This is a genomic window from Cytobacillus sp. FSL W8-0315, from assembly GCF_038002905.1.
Taxonomy (GTDB): domain Bacteria; phylum Bacillota; class Bacilli; order Bacillales; family Cytobacillaceae; genus Cytobacillus; species Cytobacillus pseudoceanisediminis.
On sequence record NZ_JBBOOC010000001.1, the window covers coordinates 2,144,253 to 2,160,188 of the forward strand.

A 15,936-nucleotide genomic window follows, 5' to 3' on the forward strand; every position below is an offset into this window, starting at 1 on the left:
ATATTAAAAAATGAGGAAAAGTACATTATTCTTCTTGCATAAATTAGGCAAAGGTGTATACTAATCCATGGAAGCGGACAACTAATGAAAGTGATTTTTCTAGGAGGTTTACAAATGGTAGCCGAGAAAGGTACTGATTCAAATAAAGCTGAAAAATTGGACGTCTTAAGGTCGACTCAAACTGTCATACATAAGGCTTTAGGGAAGCTGGGATATTCTGATGAGGTCTATGAGCTTCTAAAAGAGCCAATTCGCATGATGACAGTGAAAATCCCTGTACGGATGGATGACGGAACAGTAAAAGTCTTTACTGGCTACCGGGCCCAGCATAATGATGCTGTTGGTCCTACTAAAGGCGGTATTCGTTTTCACCCGAATGTAACTGAAAAGGAAGTAAAGGCACTGTCAATCTGGATGAGCTTAAAATGCGGAATTGTGGATCTTCCATATGGCGGAGGTAAAGGCGGAATCGTTTGCGACCCTCGCGATATGTCCTTCGGTGAGTTAGAGCGGCTAAGCCGCGGTTATGTACGGGCAATCAGTCAAATTGTGGGACCGACTAAGGATATTCCTGCACCTGATGTATTTACCAATTCGCAGATCATGGCATGGATGATGGATGAATACAGCCGGATTGATGAATTTAACTCTCCAGGCTTCATTACAGGTAAACCACTTGTACTAGGCGGTTCACATGGACGGGAATCAGCAACAGCTAAAGGGGTTACAATTTGCATACGCGAAGCTGCAAAGAAAAAAGGCATTAATCTGGAAGGTGCAAGAGTAGTTGTTCAGGGATTCGGTAATGCTGGAAGTTTCCTCTCAAAGTTTATGCATGATGCTGGTGCAAAGGTTGTTGGCATTTCAGATGCTTATGGCGGTTTATATGATCCAGACGGTCTTGATATCGATTACCTCTTGGATCGCCGTGATAGCTTTGGCACTGTGACAAAGTTGTTTAATGATACAATTACAAATAAAGAGCTGCTTGAACTTGATTGCGATATTCTGGTTCCTGCGGCCATCGAAAATCAGATAACAGAAGAAAATGCACATAATATAAGAGCGAGCATTGTAGTGGAGGCGGCTAACGGCCCAACTACTTTGGAAGCAACACGAATTCTTTCCGAGCGCGGAATTCTGCTTGTGCCTGACGTGCTGGCCTCGGCTGGAGGAGTAACGGTTTCATACTTCGAATGGGTGCAAAATAACCAGGGATATTACTGGACCGAAGAAGAAGTAGAAGAAAAGCTTGAGAAGGTAATGGTTAAGTCATTTGATAATATTTATCAGACTTCCCAAACCCGCCGTGTGGATATGCGCCTGGCTGCTTATATGGTTGGTGTGAGAAAAATGGCGGAAGCTTCAAGATTCCGCGGATGGATTTAATTATAAATCCCATTGGTGAAAGTAAGACATTTGAATAATCATAAAAAATCTCCTATCATAAACTGATGGGAGATTTTTCAGTTGTTTTCAGTAAAGGTTGTTGCTTTTTATCTTCAAACTAAGTTTACCTGTTGAGTTTATCTTCGCTGTGGGCACTTTATCCACGGAATTCATCCGCATTTCCTTCGTGGGGGGTTATTTCTAGGACGCTTATTCAGTATCCTGCAGGAGGTTAGGGAAGTGAGAGACCCCGCAGGCGGAAGCGAGGAGGCTCTCATCTCTCCGCGCGGTAAGCAAGTGCCCCATGCTGATTTGAACACGCATATTATAGGCTAAAACAATTATTTGTAAGAAAAACAGCAACATGAAACTTTTTTTCATGGGTATTGATTAAGGAGTGAGAATCTTGAATATAGACGCTATTATTGTTGGCGGAGGACCATGCGGATTGGCAGCTGCCATAGCCCTTCAGGAAGCTGGGAGAAACCCGCTTGTTATCGAAAAAGGCAATATTGTAAACGCAATTTACCACTATCCAACACACCAAACCTTCTTCAGCACGAGCGAAAAGCTCGAAATCGGCGGGGTACCCTTTATAACAGAAAATTATAAGCCTAAGAGAAACCAGGCACTAACTTATTACCGGGAAGTTGTAAAAAGAAAAGGGATTAAGGTAAATGCCTTTGAAAAAGTTCTCAAAGTAATTAAAAATCCATCTGATGTATTTGAAGTACAAACAGATAAGGGCATTTATACCGCCAATTACGTAGTAATTGCTACAGGCTATTACGACCATCCAAATTACATGGGAGTTCCAGGGGAGGATCTGCCAAAGGTGTTTCACTATTTCAAAGAAGCCCATCCTTATTTTGATAAAGACGTAACGGTAATTGGCGGGAAAAACTCAAGCGTCGATGCTGCGATCGAACTGGTTAAAGCAGGAGCCAGAGTTACGGTGATCTATCGCGGAACAGAATATTCACCCAGCATAAAGCCATGGATTCTCCCTGAGTTTGAGTCCTTAGTCAGAAACGGCGTCATCAAAATGGAATTTAATGCACATGTGAAAGAAATCAGTGAAAATAAGCTGACCTACATGGCAGGTGGCCAGCATTTTGACATTGAGAACGACTTTGTATTTGCCATGACCGGCTACCATCCTGACCATGAATTTTTAAGGGGTATGGGAATTCAAATAAATGAAGAAACGGGCCGCCCTCAATTTAATCCTGAAACGATGGAAACGAATGTCCCTGGAATGTTTATTGCGGGTGTAATAGCTGCCGGGAATAATGCCAACGAAATTTTTATTGAAAATGGCAGATTCCATGGCGGACAAATAGCAAAAGCTATAATTGAAAAAGGCAATAACAAAGGCTGATCACAAGTGATTAGCCTTTGTTATTGCCAATTTATATTTGGAAAATCTCTTCGATATTTTGCTGGGTTTCCAGTCCGATAAGCAGTTTAATTCTTGCTTTTTGCCCGTTTAGTCCATTTGAGAAAATAACACCCATGTCCTTTAGATGCTTTCCGCCTCCGTCATAGCCATACACATCTTGTGCAATTCCATTGAAACATCGGGAAACCAATACAATCGGAATGTTCTTTTCTGTAAGAGCCTTAATGCCTTCAATTGTGGCTGGAGGCAAATTGCCTTGTCCAAGTGCTTCAATCACAACTCCGTCAAAATCTAAATCACCTATCGCATAAAGCAAAGAAGAATCCATTCCGGCAAATGCTTTAATAAGTGTGACTTTTTTAACAATAGCATTTAAAGGATAAAATTCTCTATTTGTGGGCGTGTTGTGGAATAATACACCTCTCTTTGTGACTATTCCGATTGGTCCATACTGCGGGCTTTGGAAAGTAGATACATTGCTTGTGTGTGTCTTTGTCACATTTTCCGCAGTATGAATTTCATCATTTAGAACAACCAGAACCCCTTTGTCTTTTGCTTCTTCACATGAAGCCACGCGAATGGAGGAAATTAGGTTGTAAAGTCCGTCAGAGCCGATTTCATTACTTGATCTCATTGCACCAGTAACAACGATGGGAAGAGATGTTTTAACAGTCAGATCCAAGAAATAGGCTGTCTCTTCTAATGTATCTGTTCCATGGGTAATGACTACGCCGCTAATTTTTTCTTTTGCCAGGTTTTTTTCAATGATTTCCTTCAATTTAAGCATTTCTCTAGGTGTTATATGAGGTGAAGGGAGATGAAAAGGCTCTTCAACCAGTAATTCTGCAAGGGAAAGCAGTTCCTTTGTTTTTTCAGTTAATGGATTATTATCTGTTGGCTTAACAGCACCAGTTGCTGCATCCTCACTCATTGAAATGGTGCCTCCAGTGTGTATAACAAGTATCTTTTTTTTCTCCATGTTAATCCCCCAATTCTAGCTTTGACTCAAAATATGATGTGAAATATTTTGTTTTCCAATATTTGAATAATCATTTTAATTCTTTCTATATCATGATACGATTAAGAAAACAGATTGAAAAGAGGGCAGCTCATGCTGGGAATATTATCCGCTGGCATCGCGCCGGGGTTGGCATTATTAAGCTATTTTTATTTAAAAGATCAATATGAGTCTGAACCCATATCAATGGTTTTTAAAACTTTTTTGTTTGGTGCTTTGCTCGTTTTCCCTATCATGTTCATCCAGTATGTTTTAGAGACTGAAGGGGTGCTGCAGTCTAGTTTGATGGATGCATTTCTGTCATCAAGTCTGCTGGAAGAATTCTTTAAATGGTTTATATTATTTTATACTATTTATCAGCATATAACATTTGATGAACCATATGATGGAATTGTGTATGGTGCTTCTGTATCACTTGGCTTTGCCACTGCAGAAAATATCTTCTATCTCGTCGCGCTCGGTGTGGAACACGCTCTTGGAAGGGCCTTGCTTCCGGTTTCCAGTCATGCTCTCTTTGGTGTTATCATGGGCTATTATATAGGAAAAGGAAAATTCTCGGCAACCTCGACAAAAAAATGGATAGCCTTTTCGCTCTTTATACCTTTTCTCCTTCACGGTATTTACGACTATATCCTGATCTCCTTAAAACATTGGATTTTTATCATGTTCCCATTTATGATCTTCCTTTGGTGGCTGGGCTTAAGAAAAGTCAAAAAAGCAAGGGCACATAGTCTAAACCACATGAATAATCAATTTGATTTACAGAAAACTCTCCATTCTTGATGGAGGGTTTTTTATTTTGCCGAAAATAAACCAAAAGTAAAAAGACTCAAGTTATTGAATAAAAAGCCAAGGACTACAAAAAATAGGGTCAATGAAAAAAGATTGACTTTTGGAGGTTAAAATCCATGAAAAAGAATTTTTTGGCAGGAAAGGTTTTACTCATAATCTCCCTTTGTATTCTAGGAATTCCTTTTAGCGGGAATATGGACAAAGCTAATGCCTTTTCGAACCAGGTTATCCAGCACGGAGCAGTGGGAAATGATGTAATCGAGCTTCAGTCCCGCCTGCAGTATTTAGGATTCTACAATGGGAAAATCGATGGAGTTTTTGGGTGGGGAACCTATTGGGCACTCAGGAATTTTCAATATGAATTCGGCCTTCCGATAGATGGGCTTGCTGGCCAGGAAACAAAAAATAAGCTCGTAAAAGCATCCAAGTATAATGAACAGTATGTGAAAGAACAAATTAATAAGGGCAATAAATTTACCCATTACGGCGGGGTGGACACTGAAAAGCAGACTAAGCCTCAGCAAGGTGGAACTTCCGGGGGAACGGCACAGCAGCAGGAAGCTCCTAAACAGCCGACTGCTGCAAATGTGCCTAACGGATTCTCAGATAATGATATCCAGTTAATGGCCAATGCGGTTTATGGAGAATCAAGAGGAGAGCCGTATACAGGCCAGGTGGCAGTTGCCGCAGTTATCTTAAACCGTGTAGAAAGTGCATCATTTCCGAACACTGTATCTGGCGTTATTTTTGAGCCGCGTGCTTTTACCGCTGTGGCCGATGGACAGATATGGTTAACGCCGAATGAAACTGCAAAAAAGGCCGTCCTTGATGCCATTAATGGATGGGATCCAACAGGCGAGGCACTGTATTACTTTAACCCGGATACAGCAACAAGCGGATGGATTTGGACACGGCCGCAAATCAAGCAGATTGGAAAACATATATTCTGTAAATAGAGGGGTGAATGATCATGCTTAGAGGAATTCTCATAGGCGTACTTGCACTGGGTGTTGCCGGTACAGCGTTTTGGGGTTATCAGGAACACCGGGAGAAAAATGCAATCCTAATTAATGCCGAAAATAATTATCAAAGGGCATTTCATGATTTAACTTACCAAATTGACCTATTGCATGACAAAATCGGAACAACCTTAGCAATGAATTCGAGAGCTTCACTATCACCTGAATTGGCAGAAGTGTGGAGATTGACTTCAGAAGCCCACTCAGATGTTGGCCAGCTGCCTCTCTCACTTCTTCCTTTCAATAAAACAGAAGAGTTTCTATCCAATATTGGAGATTTCAGTTATCGGACAGCAGTAAGGGATTTGGAGAAGGAACCTTTATCGAATAAAGAATATCAAGCGCTAAAGCAGCTCTATAAACAGTCGGCTGATGTTCAGCAGGATTTGCGCAAAGTTCAGCATATGGTGCTTGAAAAGAACTTACGGTGGATGGATGTAGAAATGGCGCTCGCTTCCAATGGGGAAGCTGCAGATAATACAATCATAGATGGATTTAAGACAGTGGAAAAAACGGTTGAAGGCTATGGAGAGACAGACTTTGGACCGGCATTTGTAAATATGCAGAGGAAAGATGAAAATTACAAATATCTTAAAGGTAAAGAAATAACAGAAGAAGAAGCTGCACGAATAGGTCAGCACTATGCAAAGTTGGGAAAAAATGTAAATATGAGAGTGACTGAAAACGGCAAAGGATCTGATTACGGGTTCTATAGTGTCAGTATTCAAAATAAGAAAACAAAAGAAGAAGCAAACATGGATATCACTAAGAAAGGCGGGTATCCTATCTGGTTCATACTGGATCGGGAAGTGGCGAAACAAAAAGTAAGCCTTAATGAAGCAAGCAATAATGCGATTAAATTTCTGAAAGAAAATGGCTTCAAGGACCTTGATTTATTCGAGAGTGCTCAGTATGACAATTTAGGCGTATTTACCTTCGTATCCAATCAGGATGGCGTAAGAATTTATCCGGACTCCATTCGTGTGAAAGTTGCGCTTGATAATGGCAGTATGGCAGCCTTTTCTGCTGAGGATTATTTAAAAGCTCATCACCAGAGAGAAATTCCTGAGCCTGCAATTACTGCAGAAGAGGCGAGAGCCAAGGTGAATCCACAGCTGAAAGTCATGGAAGACAGACGGGCAATCATCATTAATGATTTAAAACAGGAAGTTTCCTGTTATGAAATTCTAGGCACATTGGGTGAAGATACCTACAGAATCTATATAAACGCAGAAACAGGACAAGAAGAAAAAGTAGAAAAGCTAAAAAATGCTGAGCCAGTATTTGAAGATGTACTGTAGAGAAAGCCGTATAGGCTTTCTTTTTTTGCCTTAGGAAGCACTTGGGTCTTTTTGCCTAAGTTTTTTAAAAATGCTATTGCGGGAATCTTTTATACCGGTCATAATTAAATGACAAGATTATCCTTTTAATAAGGGAAGTGTGTCAGTGTGATAAATATTGGAGAGACAGTGCTGCTCGAATTAACATACTCGGAAAAATCCGAGAAATATAAATGCAAGCTTGTTGAAAGAGAAGGAAATAATCTATATATTGATTATCCGATAGTACAGGAAACAAATAAAACTGCTTTCCTGCTCGATGGGACTCAGCTGAAGGCAACCTTTTTGGCTGAAGATGGGACGGTATATCTTTTCGAAAGCGAGGTTATGGGAAGAGTTAAGTTGAAGATCCCGATGATTGTTTTATCATATCCGGGGGACGAACATTTGGTAAAAATTCAGCGGCGTCAGTTTGTCCGGGTTGAAACACCCGTTGATGTTGCTATCCACCCGGAAAGTAATGAGTTTAGTCCTTTTGTATCCGTTACGGATGATATTAGTGCTGGCGGGGCTGCAATCATCGCACAAACAGGCAGCTCTTTAATAGCGAATATGCAAATACTCACTTATTTCGTATTAACTATGCAAAACGGCGACAATTATTATTTACGGCTTAAAAGTAAGGTAATCAGAGTTTCTGAACCTCAAAATGGAAAATCGCTTATTTCTGTTCAGTTTTTGGAGGTAAGCCCCCAGGATAGACAATTGCTCCTGCGATTTTGTTTCGATAGGCAACTGGCAATGAAGAAAAAAGGCCTGGAAATATAAATAAAGGAATATTTTTTATATTCATCTCTCATAATAGATGGTGAAGTCTATTGGCTTATTCTTATTTTACCAGTTGGAGAGATGGCATTGATGAAAACGGTGGAGAGGATTATTCTAAAGTTAATTATTGTGCAATTTGTTTTCTTGCTGTTCACTCAATTTTTCTTTCATCATATGGATGCTTTTCCGGAATTAAAGCAGCTGACTCAGTATGAGGGTGTTACAGATCAGAATTTCACTGAGCTGCTTGAAACGTTCTGGGAAAATTATTAGCAGGCAGGCGCCTGCTTATTTTTTGTCCCGGCAGTCGGGAAAATCGATCATCTATAAGCCTTTCAGGGGCTATTTTTTAATATTTGCAAGACTTAAAAAACAGCTTAATTATGCACTGATGCAGACTTATTATGTTAAAATAAAGCTGAATGAACCTGGGAAAGAAGCGGCCAGGGGTACAGGAGGAACTATGAGCAAACGTATATCAATTGCAATTGACGGCCCAGCTGCTGCGGGGAAAAGTACAGTAGCAAAGATTGTGGCAGAAAAATTATCTTACATATATATTGATACTGGTGCCATGTATCGCGCCTTGACTTATAAAGCTATTCAGAAGAATGCAAGTCTTGAAGATGAAGCTTCTCTTATGGAGATTCTAAACAATACAGCTATTGAACTGCAGCCAGGCGAAAAAGGGCAATTAATTTATCTGGACGGGCTGGATGTGACAAATGAAATCAGGACTTCTGAAGTGACAAATTCTGTTTCTATAGTCTCCATGCATAAGCTAGTTAGAGAAGAAATGGTATTGCGCCAGCAAAGCTTTGCTTTAAATGGAGGAGTTGTAATGGATGGCCGGGATATCGGAACTCATGTCCTGCCCCATGCAGAAGTAAAGATTTTTCTTTTAGCCTCTGTCGATGAAAGAGCTGTAAGGCGACATAACGAAAATATCCAGAAGGGATATCCATCTGATCTTGAAAAACTAAAGGAAGAAATTTCCTTAAGGGACAAGTTGGACTCTGAGCGCGAAGTAGCTCCCTTAAAGAAAGCAGATGATGCAAAGGAGATTGATACAACTTCTTTGTCAATTGGACAGGTAGTCGATAAGATAATGGATCTGGCTATTGAAAGGATTGGTTCAAAGTGAATCTCTATTCTTTTGCTAAAGCAGCAGTCTATGGAGTTCTAAAACCCATATACAGATTTGAAGTAATTGGGAAGGAGAACTTTCCTGCTGAAGGGGGCGTCCTTTTATGCTCCAATCATATAGATAATCTCGATCCTCCGGTAGTCGGCATTAATGCTCCAAGGCCAGTTTATTTTATGGCCAAGGAAGAGCTTTTTAATGTACCGGTTCTGGGGAAAATTCTTCCCGATCTCAACGCATTTCCTGTCAAGAGAGGAATGAGTGACAGAGAGGCATTGAGAAAAGGGCTTGGAATATTAAAAGAAGGAAAGGTTTTAGGGCTGTTTCCAGAGGGTACTAGAAGTAAAACGGGGCAGCTGGGGAAAGGACTGGCAGGTGCAGGTTTTTTTGCTCTCAGGTCAGAAGCGAATGTCGTTCCCTGTGCCATTATTGGCCCCTATAAAGCTTTTTCAAGATTAAAAGTTGTATATGGTAAACCAATTGATATGAAAGAGCTAAGGGAAAGAAAGGCCTCGGCAGAGGAAACCACTGAATTGATTATGTCAGAAATACGTAAATTAATTGAAGATTATTCATAGACCTTCTTGCTTGACAAAAAACTTCTTTTGTAAGAAGTTAGTAAAAAGGCATTTTTTAAAAAGGCGAAAATATTCGAAAAATAAGGCTGTCCTTTACTTTGAACTTCAAGAATTGTCTAGCGCAAGCAGCCTAACCCTTCGAGGTCACAAGTCTTGTTCTTGTCGGGGGTGGGCAAGGCGTTTACGCTTTTCTTATGAGGGCAGAAAGAGACATTCAACAACAGTTGAAAAATAGCCTGCAAAATAAATAGCCATTCGAGTATTTCTGCTGCTGACACAGGGTTCTTGCCTGGATGGCAGGCAGTTGAATACAGATTAAAAATTTGAAAGCAGCCATTGGATTAAGGAGGAATACATATGTCAGAGGAAATGAATCAAGTAGAAGTTAAAAATTTTGAGGTGGGTGACAAGGTAAAAGGCCAAGTTACCAAAGTGGAAGAAAAGCAAGTCATTGTTGACCTTGCTGACAGCAAATTGGATGGGATTATCCCAATCAGCGAGCTTTCAAGCCTTCATATTGAAAAAGCAAGCGATGCGGTTTCAGAAGGAGATGAGCTCGAGCTTGAAGTTTTAAAAGTGGAGGAAGAAGCCCTTATTCTTTCTAAACGAAAAGTGGATGCCGGGAAATCCTGGGAAACCCTTGAAAAGAAATTCAATGATGGTGAAGTTTTTGAAGCAGAAATAAAAGATGTTGTTAAAGGCGGCTTAGTAGTAGACTTGGGTGTGCGCGGATTTGTTCCTGCTTCCCTGGTTGAAGCTCACTTTGTTGAGGACTTTACTGATTATAAAGGCAAAACGATGACATTTAAAATTGTAGAGCTTGATAAAGATAAAAATCGCCTTATTCTTTCTCACCGCGCTGTAATAGAGGAAGAAAAAGGAAAACAGAAACACCAAGTGCTTGAATCCCTTCAGGCAGGTCAGGTTTTAGATGGAACAGTTCAAAGAATTACTGACTTTGGAGCATTTGTTGATATTGGCGGGATCGATGGTCTTGTTCATATTTCCCAGCTTTCTTATGAGCATGTAGAGAAGCCCTCAGATGTTGTGGAAGAAGGCCAAAAAGTGAATGTGAAAGTATTAAGTGTAGACCGGGATAATGAACGCATTTCACTTTCCATTAAGGAGACTTTGCCAGGACCATGGGATAATATCAGTGAAAAGGCTCCTAAAGGAAGCACTCTTGAAGGAACAGTAAAAAGACTGGTTTCATATGGAGCATTTGTTGAAGTTTTCCCAGGAGTGGAAGGCCTTGTCCATATTTCTCAAATTGCGCATAAGCATATTGGAACTCCTCACGAAGTATTGAGCGAAGGACAGGAAATAAAAGTAAAGGTTCTTGATGTGAACGAACAGGACCAGCGCCTGTCATTGAGCATCAAAGATCTTCTTGAAAAAGAACAGGAAGAAGTGACTGACTATGAACTTCCTGAAGAAAATAAAGGCTTCTCGCTTGGTGATATGATAGGCGACCAGCTAAAGAATTTAAAAAAGTAATGGTGATAAATTTTGTCTAGATCAAAACGTAAATGGGATCATATCCAGCATGCTTTGGCAACGGGCCAAAATAGCAATACCGGTTTAGAGGATATTGCATTTATTCATCAAAGTCTTCCTGATGCGTTTCTTGATCAGGCTGATTTAGGCACTTCAATTGGCGAACTTTCATTAAGTTCGCCAATTTTTATAAATGCCATGACAGGGGGAGGAGGAGAAAGAACGGTTCAAATTAACCGGGATCTCGCCCTGGCTGCCAGATCAACAGGCCTTGCTATGGCAGTAGGGTCTCAAATGTCTGCACTGAAGGATCCAAGTGAAGCAGAATCCTACAGGGTTGTCAGGAGAGAAAACCCCTATGGAATTATTATTGGCAACTTAGGCAGCGAAGCTACAATCGATCAGGCAAAAGCAGCGGTTGATATGATAGAAGCAGATGCTTTGCAAATTCACTTAAATGTAGTCCAGGAATTGACCATGCCTGAAGGTGACCGTGATTTTCGGGGTGCCCTAAAAAGAATTGAACATATCGTCTCCCATTCTGAAGTTCCAGTAGTTGTAAAAGAAGTGGGGTTTGGCATGAATAAAGAAACAGTATCAATGCTTGCATCAGCCGGTGTTACAGCAATCGATATCGGCGGATTTGGCGGAACGAATTTCTCCCGCATAGAAAATGCAAGAAGAGAAAGACTGTTAACGTTTTTTAATGAGTGGGGAATCCCGACAGCAGTTTCCATAGCAGAAGCTGTATCTTTGGAAAAAGATATTGCTGTCATAGCTTCTGGGGGGATCCAGTCAAGCCATGAAATAGCTAAGGCAATTGCTCTTGGTGCAGGAGCTGCAGGGATGGCGGGATACTTTTTGAAAGTACTCATGAAAGAAGGACTTGAAGCACTCATTGAAGAGATTAACAATATGCATATCGAATTGAAAGTGATCATGACGGCCTTGGGGGCAGCAAACATCGCCCAGCTTCAGCAGTCTCCAATTATCATAACTGGAGGGACCCATCATTGGCTGAATGAACGTGGCATTGATACAAAGGCATATTCCCAGCGGATCATCCCAAAGTAAAGCTCTCGTCAAATGACGAGAGCTATTTTTTTGCTTTCAGAGGCGTGTATATTAGATTTTTGAACATCGATAACTGTCTGGGTCCACAAGGAACACTTCGACAGCATGACCATAGCACGATTAAAAGCGTTAGCTTTTATGAGGAGCGCCTCCACCCTCGAGGTCACAAGTTTGTCCGGTTTCGGCTCCGGACGAAAGCTAACCATTCCATTCCAGAAGGAAAGAACACCTTCCTGCAGGGCTAATCTTGTGCTTGGTGCCCCCAGGAAAGGAGGGTTTTGTCAGCATAATCATCGCACGATCAAATGCGCCAGCTTTTGAGAGGATGTGGCGTTTTTAGTCTGTGTTCCTTTGTGAGCAAGGCGCTTGCGCTTTTCTTTTTAACTGTATTTTGAATCATTCAAAGATCTGGCTTCTTCGGGGCTCTGCATCTTGGCAGCTCCAGCATAATGAAGTGCCTGGTCGCGATCGGATTCCACTTTTCTGCTATTTTTAAGTTTTTTTTCCTGTCTGTCTTTACCCATATTAAACACCTCCATGTTATTAAGATGAAATGAGTGCAAAAGAATTATGCAAAAAGATAGCTTTGATTCCAAAGGAATTATCCTTTTGAACTTGCAGGGTTATTTTACATATGAAAAAGCCATAATGGAAATGATAGGAGGTAGAGGATGGAAGGATTAATTTTCTATTGGATTTCCTGGATGGTTTGGATTATGGCGACTTTTTTTATGGATCGAAATAATAAATACAGGTTTCTATTATCTGCCTGGATTTTATTCTTCATTATGCTGTCACCCTGGACACTTAAAATCTTCAATGTTGAAACTGGTATTGGTGGCCTTTTTCTGCTTGTATCTTTATATATTTTTGCTGGGAGATTAAAAAAACTGAGTAAACTTTATTTCCTTTTTTGTGCTTTCATCCTGATGATGGCATATGTCACATTTCATCTGTTTGAACTGTTTGATCCGGTTTGGGTAATATTCTCACGAAATTGGATGCTGTCAGTCCTTCTTGTTTATTTGGCAGTTCTCCTGCAAAAAAACAGAATGCTCAGACTGCCGTTAATATTGCTCGGGAGCATCCAGGGAGAAGTTCTTTATGCGCTCATACTTAATCAATTTTCCTTTCCGTACACTATTGGATCATTGGCCTTTCTGGATATCATGGCAATCTCTGTTTCCATATCGGCCGTATGGATTGCAGTGCAATGGGCCGTCAAATATATTGAAGCCAACTTTAAACATTTCGAAAGGGAGAAACAAAAATTATCATGAGCGAATATACGTACCCGATACTTTTTGGTCTGGCAGCCGGAACTTTGACCCGTATTTATATGCTGCGGACCGATTACCGGCAATACCCTACATACTTACATGGAAAAATTATACATGTTGCATTGGGATTCATTGCTGCTGGCCTGGGAACGGTGGCCATCCCTTCAATTATGGAGGAAGAATTCACAGCCATTACCTTCCTGACCCTTGCTGCATCCCAGTTTAGGGAAGTCAGAAACATGGAGAGAAACACGCTTACTGAACTGGACAGCTACGAAATGGTTCCCAGAGGCAAAACGTATATAGAAGGCGTGGCGATCGCCTTCGAAAGCAGAAATTATCTTGTGATTTTTACATCTTTATTAAGTACGCTTGGCTATCTGCTATTTAATATATGGGGAGGGCTTGCGGCAGCCATTCTGGCCGTACTTATTTCAAAGAAATTAATGTCAGGGGGAAGGCTGAAGGAAATCGTTGAAGTTGAGTTTGTAGAGCCGCGATTTGATGGAGCGGGCTTGTATGTTGACAATATTTATATCATGAATATAGGTTTGCCTGAAAGACAAGAGGAAGTGCTGCGATATGGGATGGGATTTATTTTAAAACCTAAAAATTTCAATGCCCGCTCCACTATTGCGAATCTTGGGCAGAGACAGGCTATATTGCATGATGTTTCTACTGCTTTGGGTGTTTACCGGGATTCCGGAACTCCTGCGCTTGTTCCGCTTGCGAAAAGGGACCTTGATGATGGGCGTGTGGGGGTTTTTGTATTGCCGCAGGAAAAGAATATCAATAAAGCCATAAAAATCATCGAAGCGGTTCCGACACTCGAAAACGCGATTAGGATGCCTACTGAACGGCAAACGAATGGGAAAGGAAGTTAGCGTATGGTGCTTGAAAAATTCATACTGGCTGCAATTACAACAAATCCAGCCAAGATACCCTCAGGAACCGCCGTATTTCATTGTGAAGATAAAAAAGAAATGGAAATCATCGCAGCCAATCTCGAAGCTATTCTTGACGGTATTGCCCATGCTTTAACAGATGAACTATATGTAATTGTTAAGCATTAATCCAGCTTCCAAGTTTTTCATTGCTAGGAAGGTTTCTCTTTGTTAAAATATCTAAGTTAGACCCTTCTATCTTTGAGAAGGGTTTATTTTATAAATGTACAGCTGTTTGGATGGTTTTAACATCAATGTAGTGTTATTGTGGACAGCCATCTGTATGCTTACTCAAGGTAAAGGCATTTCTGGAACATAGATGGGATGTTTAAACAATTTAAATAAAGAATTGAAAGGGTGATGTTCATGGCAAAACCAGTGGTGGCTATTGTCGGGCGTCCTAACGTTGGGAAATCAACGATATTTAACAGAATTGTAGGAGAACGGATATCCATTGTCGAAGATATTCCGGGAGTGACAAGGGACAGGATTTATAGTTCTGCAGAATGGCTGACTCATGATTTTAATATTATTGACACAGGCGGAATTGATATTGGAGACGAGCCATTTTTAGAGCAAATTCGGCTTCAGGCAGAAATTGCGATTGATGAAGCAGATGTCATCATTTTTCTTGTAAACGGGCGAGAGGGTGTTACCTCTGCAGACGAGGAAGTTGCCAAAATTTTATATAAAGCCAAAAAGCCTGTAGTTCTTGGGGTAAATAAGATCGATAACCCTGAGATGCGGGATTTAGTCTATGACTTTTATGCACTTGGCTTTGGTGAACCATTTCCTATTTCAGGTTCTCATGGGCTTGGTCTTGGAGACTTGCTTGATGAAGCAGCCAAGCATTTCCCGAAACATGGCCAAACTGAATATGGAGAAGATGTCATTAAGTTTTCTTTAATTGGGCGCCCGAATGTCGGGAAATCCTCCCTTGTAAACGCAATGCTTGGTGAAGAACGGGTCATTGTCAGCAATATCGCAGGCACCACAAGAGATGCTATCGACTCGAAGGTGAAAGTTGACGGACAGGAATATGTCATCATCGATACTGCAGGAATGCGAAAAAAAGGGAAAGTCTATGAAACAACAGAAAAATACAGTGTACTGAGAGCTTTGCGGGCAATCGAACGTTCCGATGTTGTCCTAGTGGTCATCGATGGGGAAGAAGGAATCATCGAGCAGGACAAGCGCATTGCCGGTTATGCTCATGAAGCAGGCAGAGCTGTTGTTATTGTAGTCAATAAGTGGGATGCAGTTGAAAAAGATGAGAGAACAATGAAGGCATTTGAACAAAATATCCGTGAGCATTTTCAATTCCTTGATTATGCACCAATTGTTTTCCTTTCAGCTAAAACGAAAAAGCGTATTCATACTCTTATCCCGATGATTAATACAGCCAGTGAAAACCATGCTTTGCGTGTTGAAACAAGCGTCCTCAATGATGTCGTTATGGATGCTGTTGCGATGAATCCAACACCTACAGATAAAGGAAGACGCCTAAGAATTTATTATACAACACAGGTTGCTGTGAAGCCGCCGACATTTGTTGTGTTTGTTAATGATCCTGAACTTCTTCATTTTTCATATGAACGTTTCCTTGAAAACAGAATTAGAGACGCTTTTGGTTTTGAAGGCACACCTATTAAGATATTTGCAAGGGAAAGAAAATAATGCGATGATGCCAG

General features: G+C 40.8%; 17 protein-coding genes. 15 read left to right on the plus strand and 2 right to left on the minus strand.

Translation table 11 applies throughout. From position 1 onward, the window contains the following. Positions 1 to 114 precede the first annotated feature (114 nt). Positions 115 to 1,389: a Glu/Leu/Phe/Val family dehydrogenase gene (locus MKY20_RS10900; RefSeq protein WP_009332776.1), complete on the plus strand. Its 1,275-nt coding sequence runs from the start codon at positions 115 to 117 to the stop codon at positions 1,387 to 1,389. A gap of 406 nt (positions 1,390 to 1,795) precedes the next feature. Beyond that, entirely contained in the window at positions 1,796 to 2,770 is a 975-nt protein-coding gene (locus tag MKY20_RS10905) for a YpdA family putative bacillithiol disulfide reductase (protein WP_445293096.1), read from the plus strand. Between the two features lie 31 nt (positions 2,771 to 2,801). On the opposite strand, the gene MKY20_RS10910 is transcribed toward MKY20_RS10905, so the two are convergent. Further along, positions 2,802 to 3,770 (minus strand): asparaginase, encoded by a 969-nt coding sequence (locus tag MKY20_RS10910; protein WP_341000977.1) that lies wholly within the window; start codon positions 3,768 to 3,770, stop codon positions 2,802 to 2,804. 132 nt (positions 3,771 to 3,902) lie between these two features. Between MKY20_RS10910 and prsW the strand changes: the two genes are divergently transcribed. From prsW to fni, 9 genes are all read left to right on the plus strand, one after another. After that, positions 3,903 to 4,592: a glutamic-type intramembrane protease PrsW gene (gene prsW / locus MKY20_RS10915; RefSeq protein ID WP_009332773.1), complete on the plus strand. Its 690-nt coding sequence runs from the start codon at positions 3,903 to 3,905 to the stop codon at positions 4,590 to 4,592. A gap of 125 nt (positions 4,593 to 4,717) precedes the next feature. Then, on the plus strand, positions 4,718 to 5,557 hold the full coding sequence (sleB, locus tag MKY20_RS10920; protein ID WP_341000979.1) for a spore cortex-lytic enzyme: 840 nt from the start codon (positions 4,718 to 4,720) through the stop codon (positions 5,555 to 5,557). A gap of 14 nt (positions 5,558 to 5,571) precedes the next feature. Then, positions 5,572 to 6,921 carry a germination protein YpeB gene (gene ypeB / locus MKY20_RS10925; protein ID WP_341000981.1) on the plus strand — a complete coding sequence of 450 codons (1,350 nt, stop codon included), beginning with the start codon at positions 5,572 to 5,574 and terminating at the stop codon, positions 6,919 to 6,921. A gap of 147 nt (positions 6,922 to 7,068) precedes the next feature. Next, positions 7,069 to 7,728 (plus strand): flagellar brake protein, encoded by a 660-nt coding sequence (locus MKY20_RS10930; RefSeq protein WP_009332770.1) that lies wholly within the window; start codon positions 7,069 to 7,071, stop codon positions 7,726 to 7,728. 90 nt (positions 7,729 to 7,818) lie between these two features. After that, a complete protein-coding gene (locus MKY20_RS10935; RefSeq protein WP_341003322.1) occupies positions 7,819 to 8,001 on the plus strand; it encodes a YpfB family protein in 183 nt (60 codons plus the stop codon). A gap of 190 nt (positions 8,002 to 8,191) precedes the next feature. Next, the gene (gene cmk, locus MKY20_RS10940) at positions 8,192 to 8,872 is read left to right on the plus strand and encodes a (d)CMP kinase (protein WP_341000983.1); all 681 of its coding nucleotides are present in this window, start codon (positions 8,192 to 8,194) and stop codon (positions 8,870 to 8,872) included. Next, complete coding sequence (locus MKY20_RS10945) at positions 8,869 to 9,450, plus strand: lysophospholipid acyltransferase family protein (protein WP_009332767.1); 582 nt, start codon at positions 8,869 to 8,871, stop codon at positions 9,448 to 9,450. Before cmk ends, MKY20_RS10945 begins: the two co-directional genes overlap by 4 nt. A gap of 357 nt (positions 9,451 to 9,807) precedes the next feature. After that, positions 9,808 to 10,947, plus strand: coding sequence for a 30S ribosomal protein S1 (gene rpsA / locus MKY20_RS10950; RefSeq protein WP_217028179.1), 1,140 nt, complete (start codon positions 9,808 to 9,810; stop codon positions 10,945 to 10,947). A 12-nt stretch (positions 10,948 to 10,959) separates the two neighbouring features. After that, positions 10,960 to 12,021 (plus strand): type 2 isopentenyl-diphosphate Delta-isomerase, encoded by a 1,062-nt coding sequence (fni, locus tag MKY20_RS10955; RefSeq protein ID WP_071157058.1) that lies wholly within the window; start codon positions 10,960 to 10,962, stop codon positions 12,019 to 12,021. A gap of 380 nt (positions 12,022 to 12,401) precedes the next feature. On the opposite strand, the gene MKY20_RS10960 is transcribed toward fni, so the two are convergent. Continuing rightward, positions 12,402 to 12,545 carry a YpzI family protein gene (locus MKY20_RS10960; protein ID WP_217028182.1) on the minus strand — a complete coding sequence of 48 codons (144 nt, stop codon included), beginning with the start codon at positions 12,543 to 12,545 and terminating at the stop codon, positions 12,402 to 12,404. Positions 12,546 to 12,692: 147 nt separating this feature from the next. On the opposite strand from MKY20_RS10960, the gene MKY20_RS10965 reads away from it, so the two are divergent. The 4 genes from MKY20_RS10965 to der all read left to right on the plus strand — a co-directional run bounded on the left by MKY20_RS10965 (position 12,693) and on the right by der (position 15,922). Next, positions 12,693 to 13,301, plus strand: a complete 609-nt coding sequence (locus MKY20_RS10965) for a YphA family membrane protein (RefSeq protein ID WP_009332763.1) — start codon at positions 12,693 to 12,695, stop codon at positions 13,299 to 13,301. Continuing rightward, positions 13,298 to 14,185, plus strand: a complete 888-nt coding sequence (locus MKY20_RS10970) for a YIEGIA family protein (protein ID WP_009332762.1) — start codon at positions 13,298 to 13,300, stop codon at positions 14,183 to 14,185. Before MKY20_RS10965 ends, MKY20_RS10970 begins: the two co-directional genes overlap by 4 nt. A 3-nt stretch (positions 14,186 to 14,188) precedes the next feature. After that, positions 14,189 to 14,374 (plus strand): capping complex subunit for YIEGIA, encoded by a 186-nt coding sequence (locus tag MKY20_RS10975; RefSeq protein WP_009332761.1) that lies wholly within the window; start codon positions 14,189 to 14,191, stop codon positions 14,372 to 14,374. Positions 14,375 to 14,611: 237 nt separating this feature from the next. Further along, positions 14,612 to 15,922, plus strand: a complete 1,311-nt coding sequence (gene der / locus MKY20_RS10980) for a ribosome biogenesis GTPase Der (RefSeq protein WP_009332760.1) — start codon at positions 14,612 to 14,614, stop codon at positions 15,920 to 15,922. Positions 15,923 to 15,936 lie beyond the last annotated feature (14 nt).

What these genes read in the sequence shown, in the direction of transcription:
- MKY20_RS10900 (WP_009332776.1), top strand. Translation starts at nt 115, where the DNA reads ATGGTAGCCGAGAAAGGTACTGATTCAAATAAAGCTGAAAAATTGGAC.
- MKY20_RS10910 (WP_341000977.1), bottom strand. Translation starts at nt 3,770, where the DNA reads ATGGAGAAAAAAAAGATACTTGTTATACACACTGGAGGCACCATTTCA.
- prsW (WP_009332773.1), top strand. Translation starts at nt 3,903, where the DNA reads ATGCTGGGAATATTATCCGCTGGCATCGCGCCGGGGTTGGCATTATTA.
- sleB (WP_341000979.1), top strand. Translation starts at nt 4,718, where the DNA reads ATGAAAAAGAATTTTTTGGCAGGAAAGGTTTTACTCATAATCTCCCTT.
- ypeB (WP_341000981.1), top strand. Translation starts at nt 5,572, where the DNA reads ATGCTTAGAGGAATTCTCATAGGCGTACTTGCACTGGGTGTTGCCGGT.
- MKY20_RS10935 (WP_341003322.1), top strand. Translation starts at nt 7,819, where the DNA reads ATGAAAACGGTGGAGAGGATTATTCTAAAGTTAATTATTGTGCAATTT.
- cmk (WP_341000983.1), top strand. Translation starts at nt 8,192, where the DNA reads ATGAGCAAACGTATATCAATTGCAATTGACGGCCCAGCTGCTGCGGGG.
- rpsA (WP_217028179.1), top strand. Translation starts at nt 9,808, where the DNA reads ATGTCAGAGGAAATGAATCAAGTAGAAGTTAAAAATTTTGAGGTGGGT.
- MKY20_RS10960 (WP_217028182.1), bottom strand. Translation starts at nt 12,545, where the DNA reads ATGGGTAAAGACAGACAGGAAAAAAAACTTAAAAATAGCAGAAAAGTG.
- MKY20_RS10965 (WP_009332763.1), top strand. Translation starts at nt 12,693, where the DNA reads ATGGAAGGATTAATTTTCTATTGGATTTCCTGGATGGTTTGGATTATG.
- MKY20_RS10970 (WP_009332762.1), top strand. Translation starts at nt 13,298, where the DNA reads ATGAGCGAATATACGTACCCGATACTTTTTGGTCTGGCAGCCGGAACT.
- MKY20_RS10975 (WP_009332761.1), top strand. Translation starts at nt 14,189, where the DNA reads ATGGTGCTTGAAAAATTCATACTGGCTGCAATTACAACAAATCCAGCC.
- der (WP_009332760.1), top strand. Translation starts at nt 14,612, where the DNA reads ATGGCAAAACCAGTGGTGGCTATTGTCGGGCGTCCTAACGTTGGGAAA.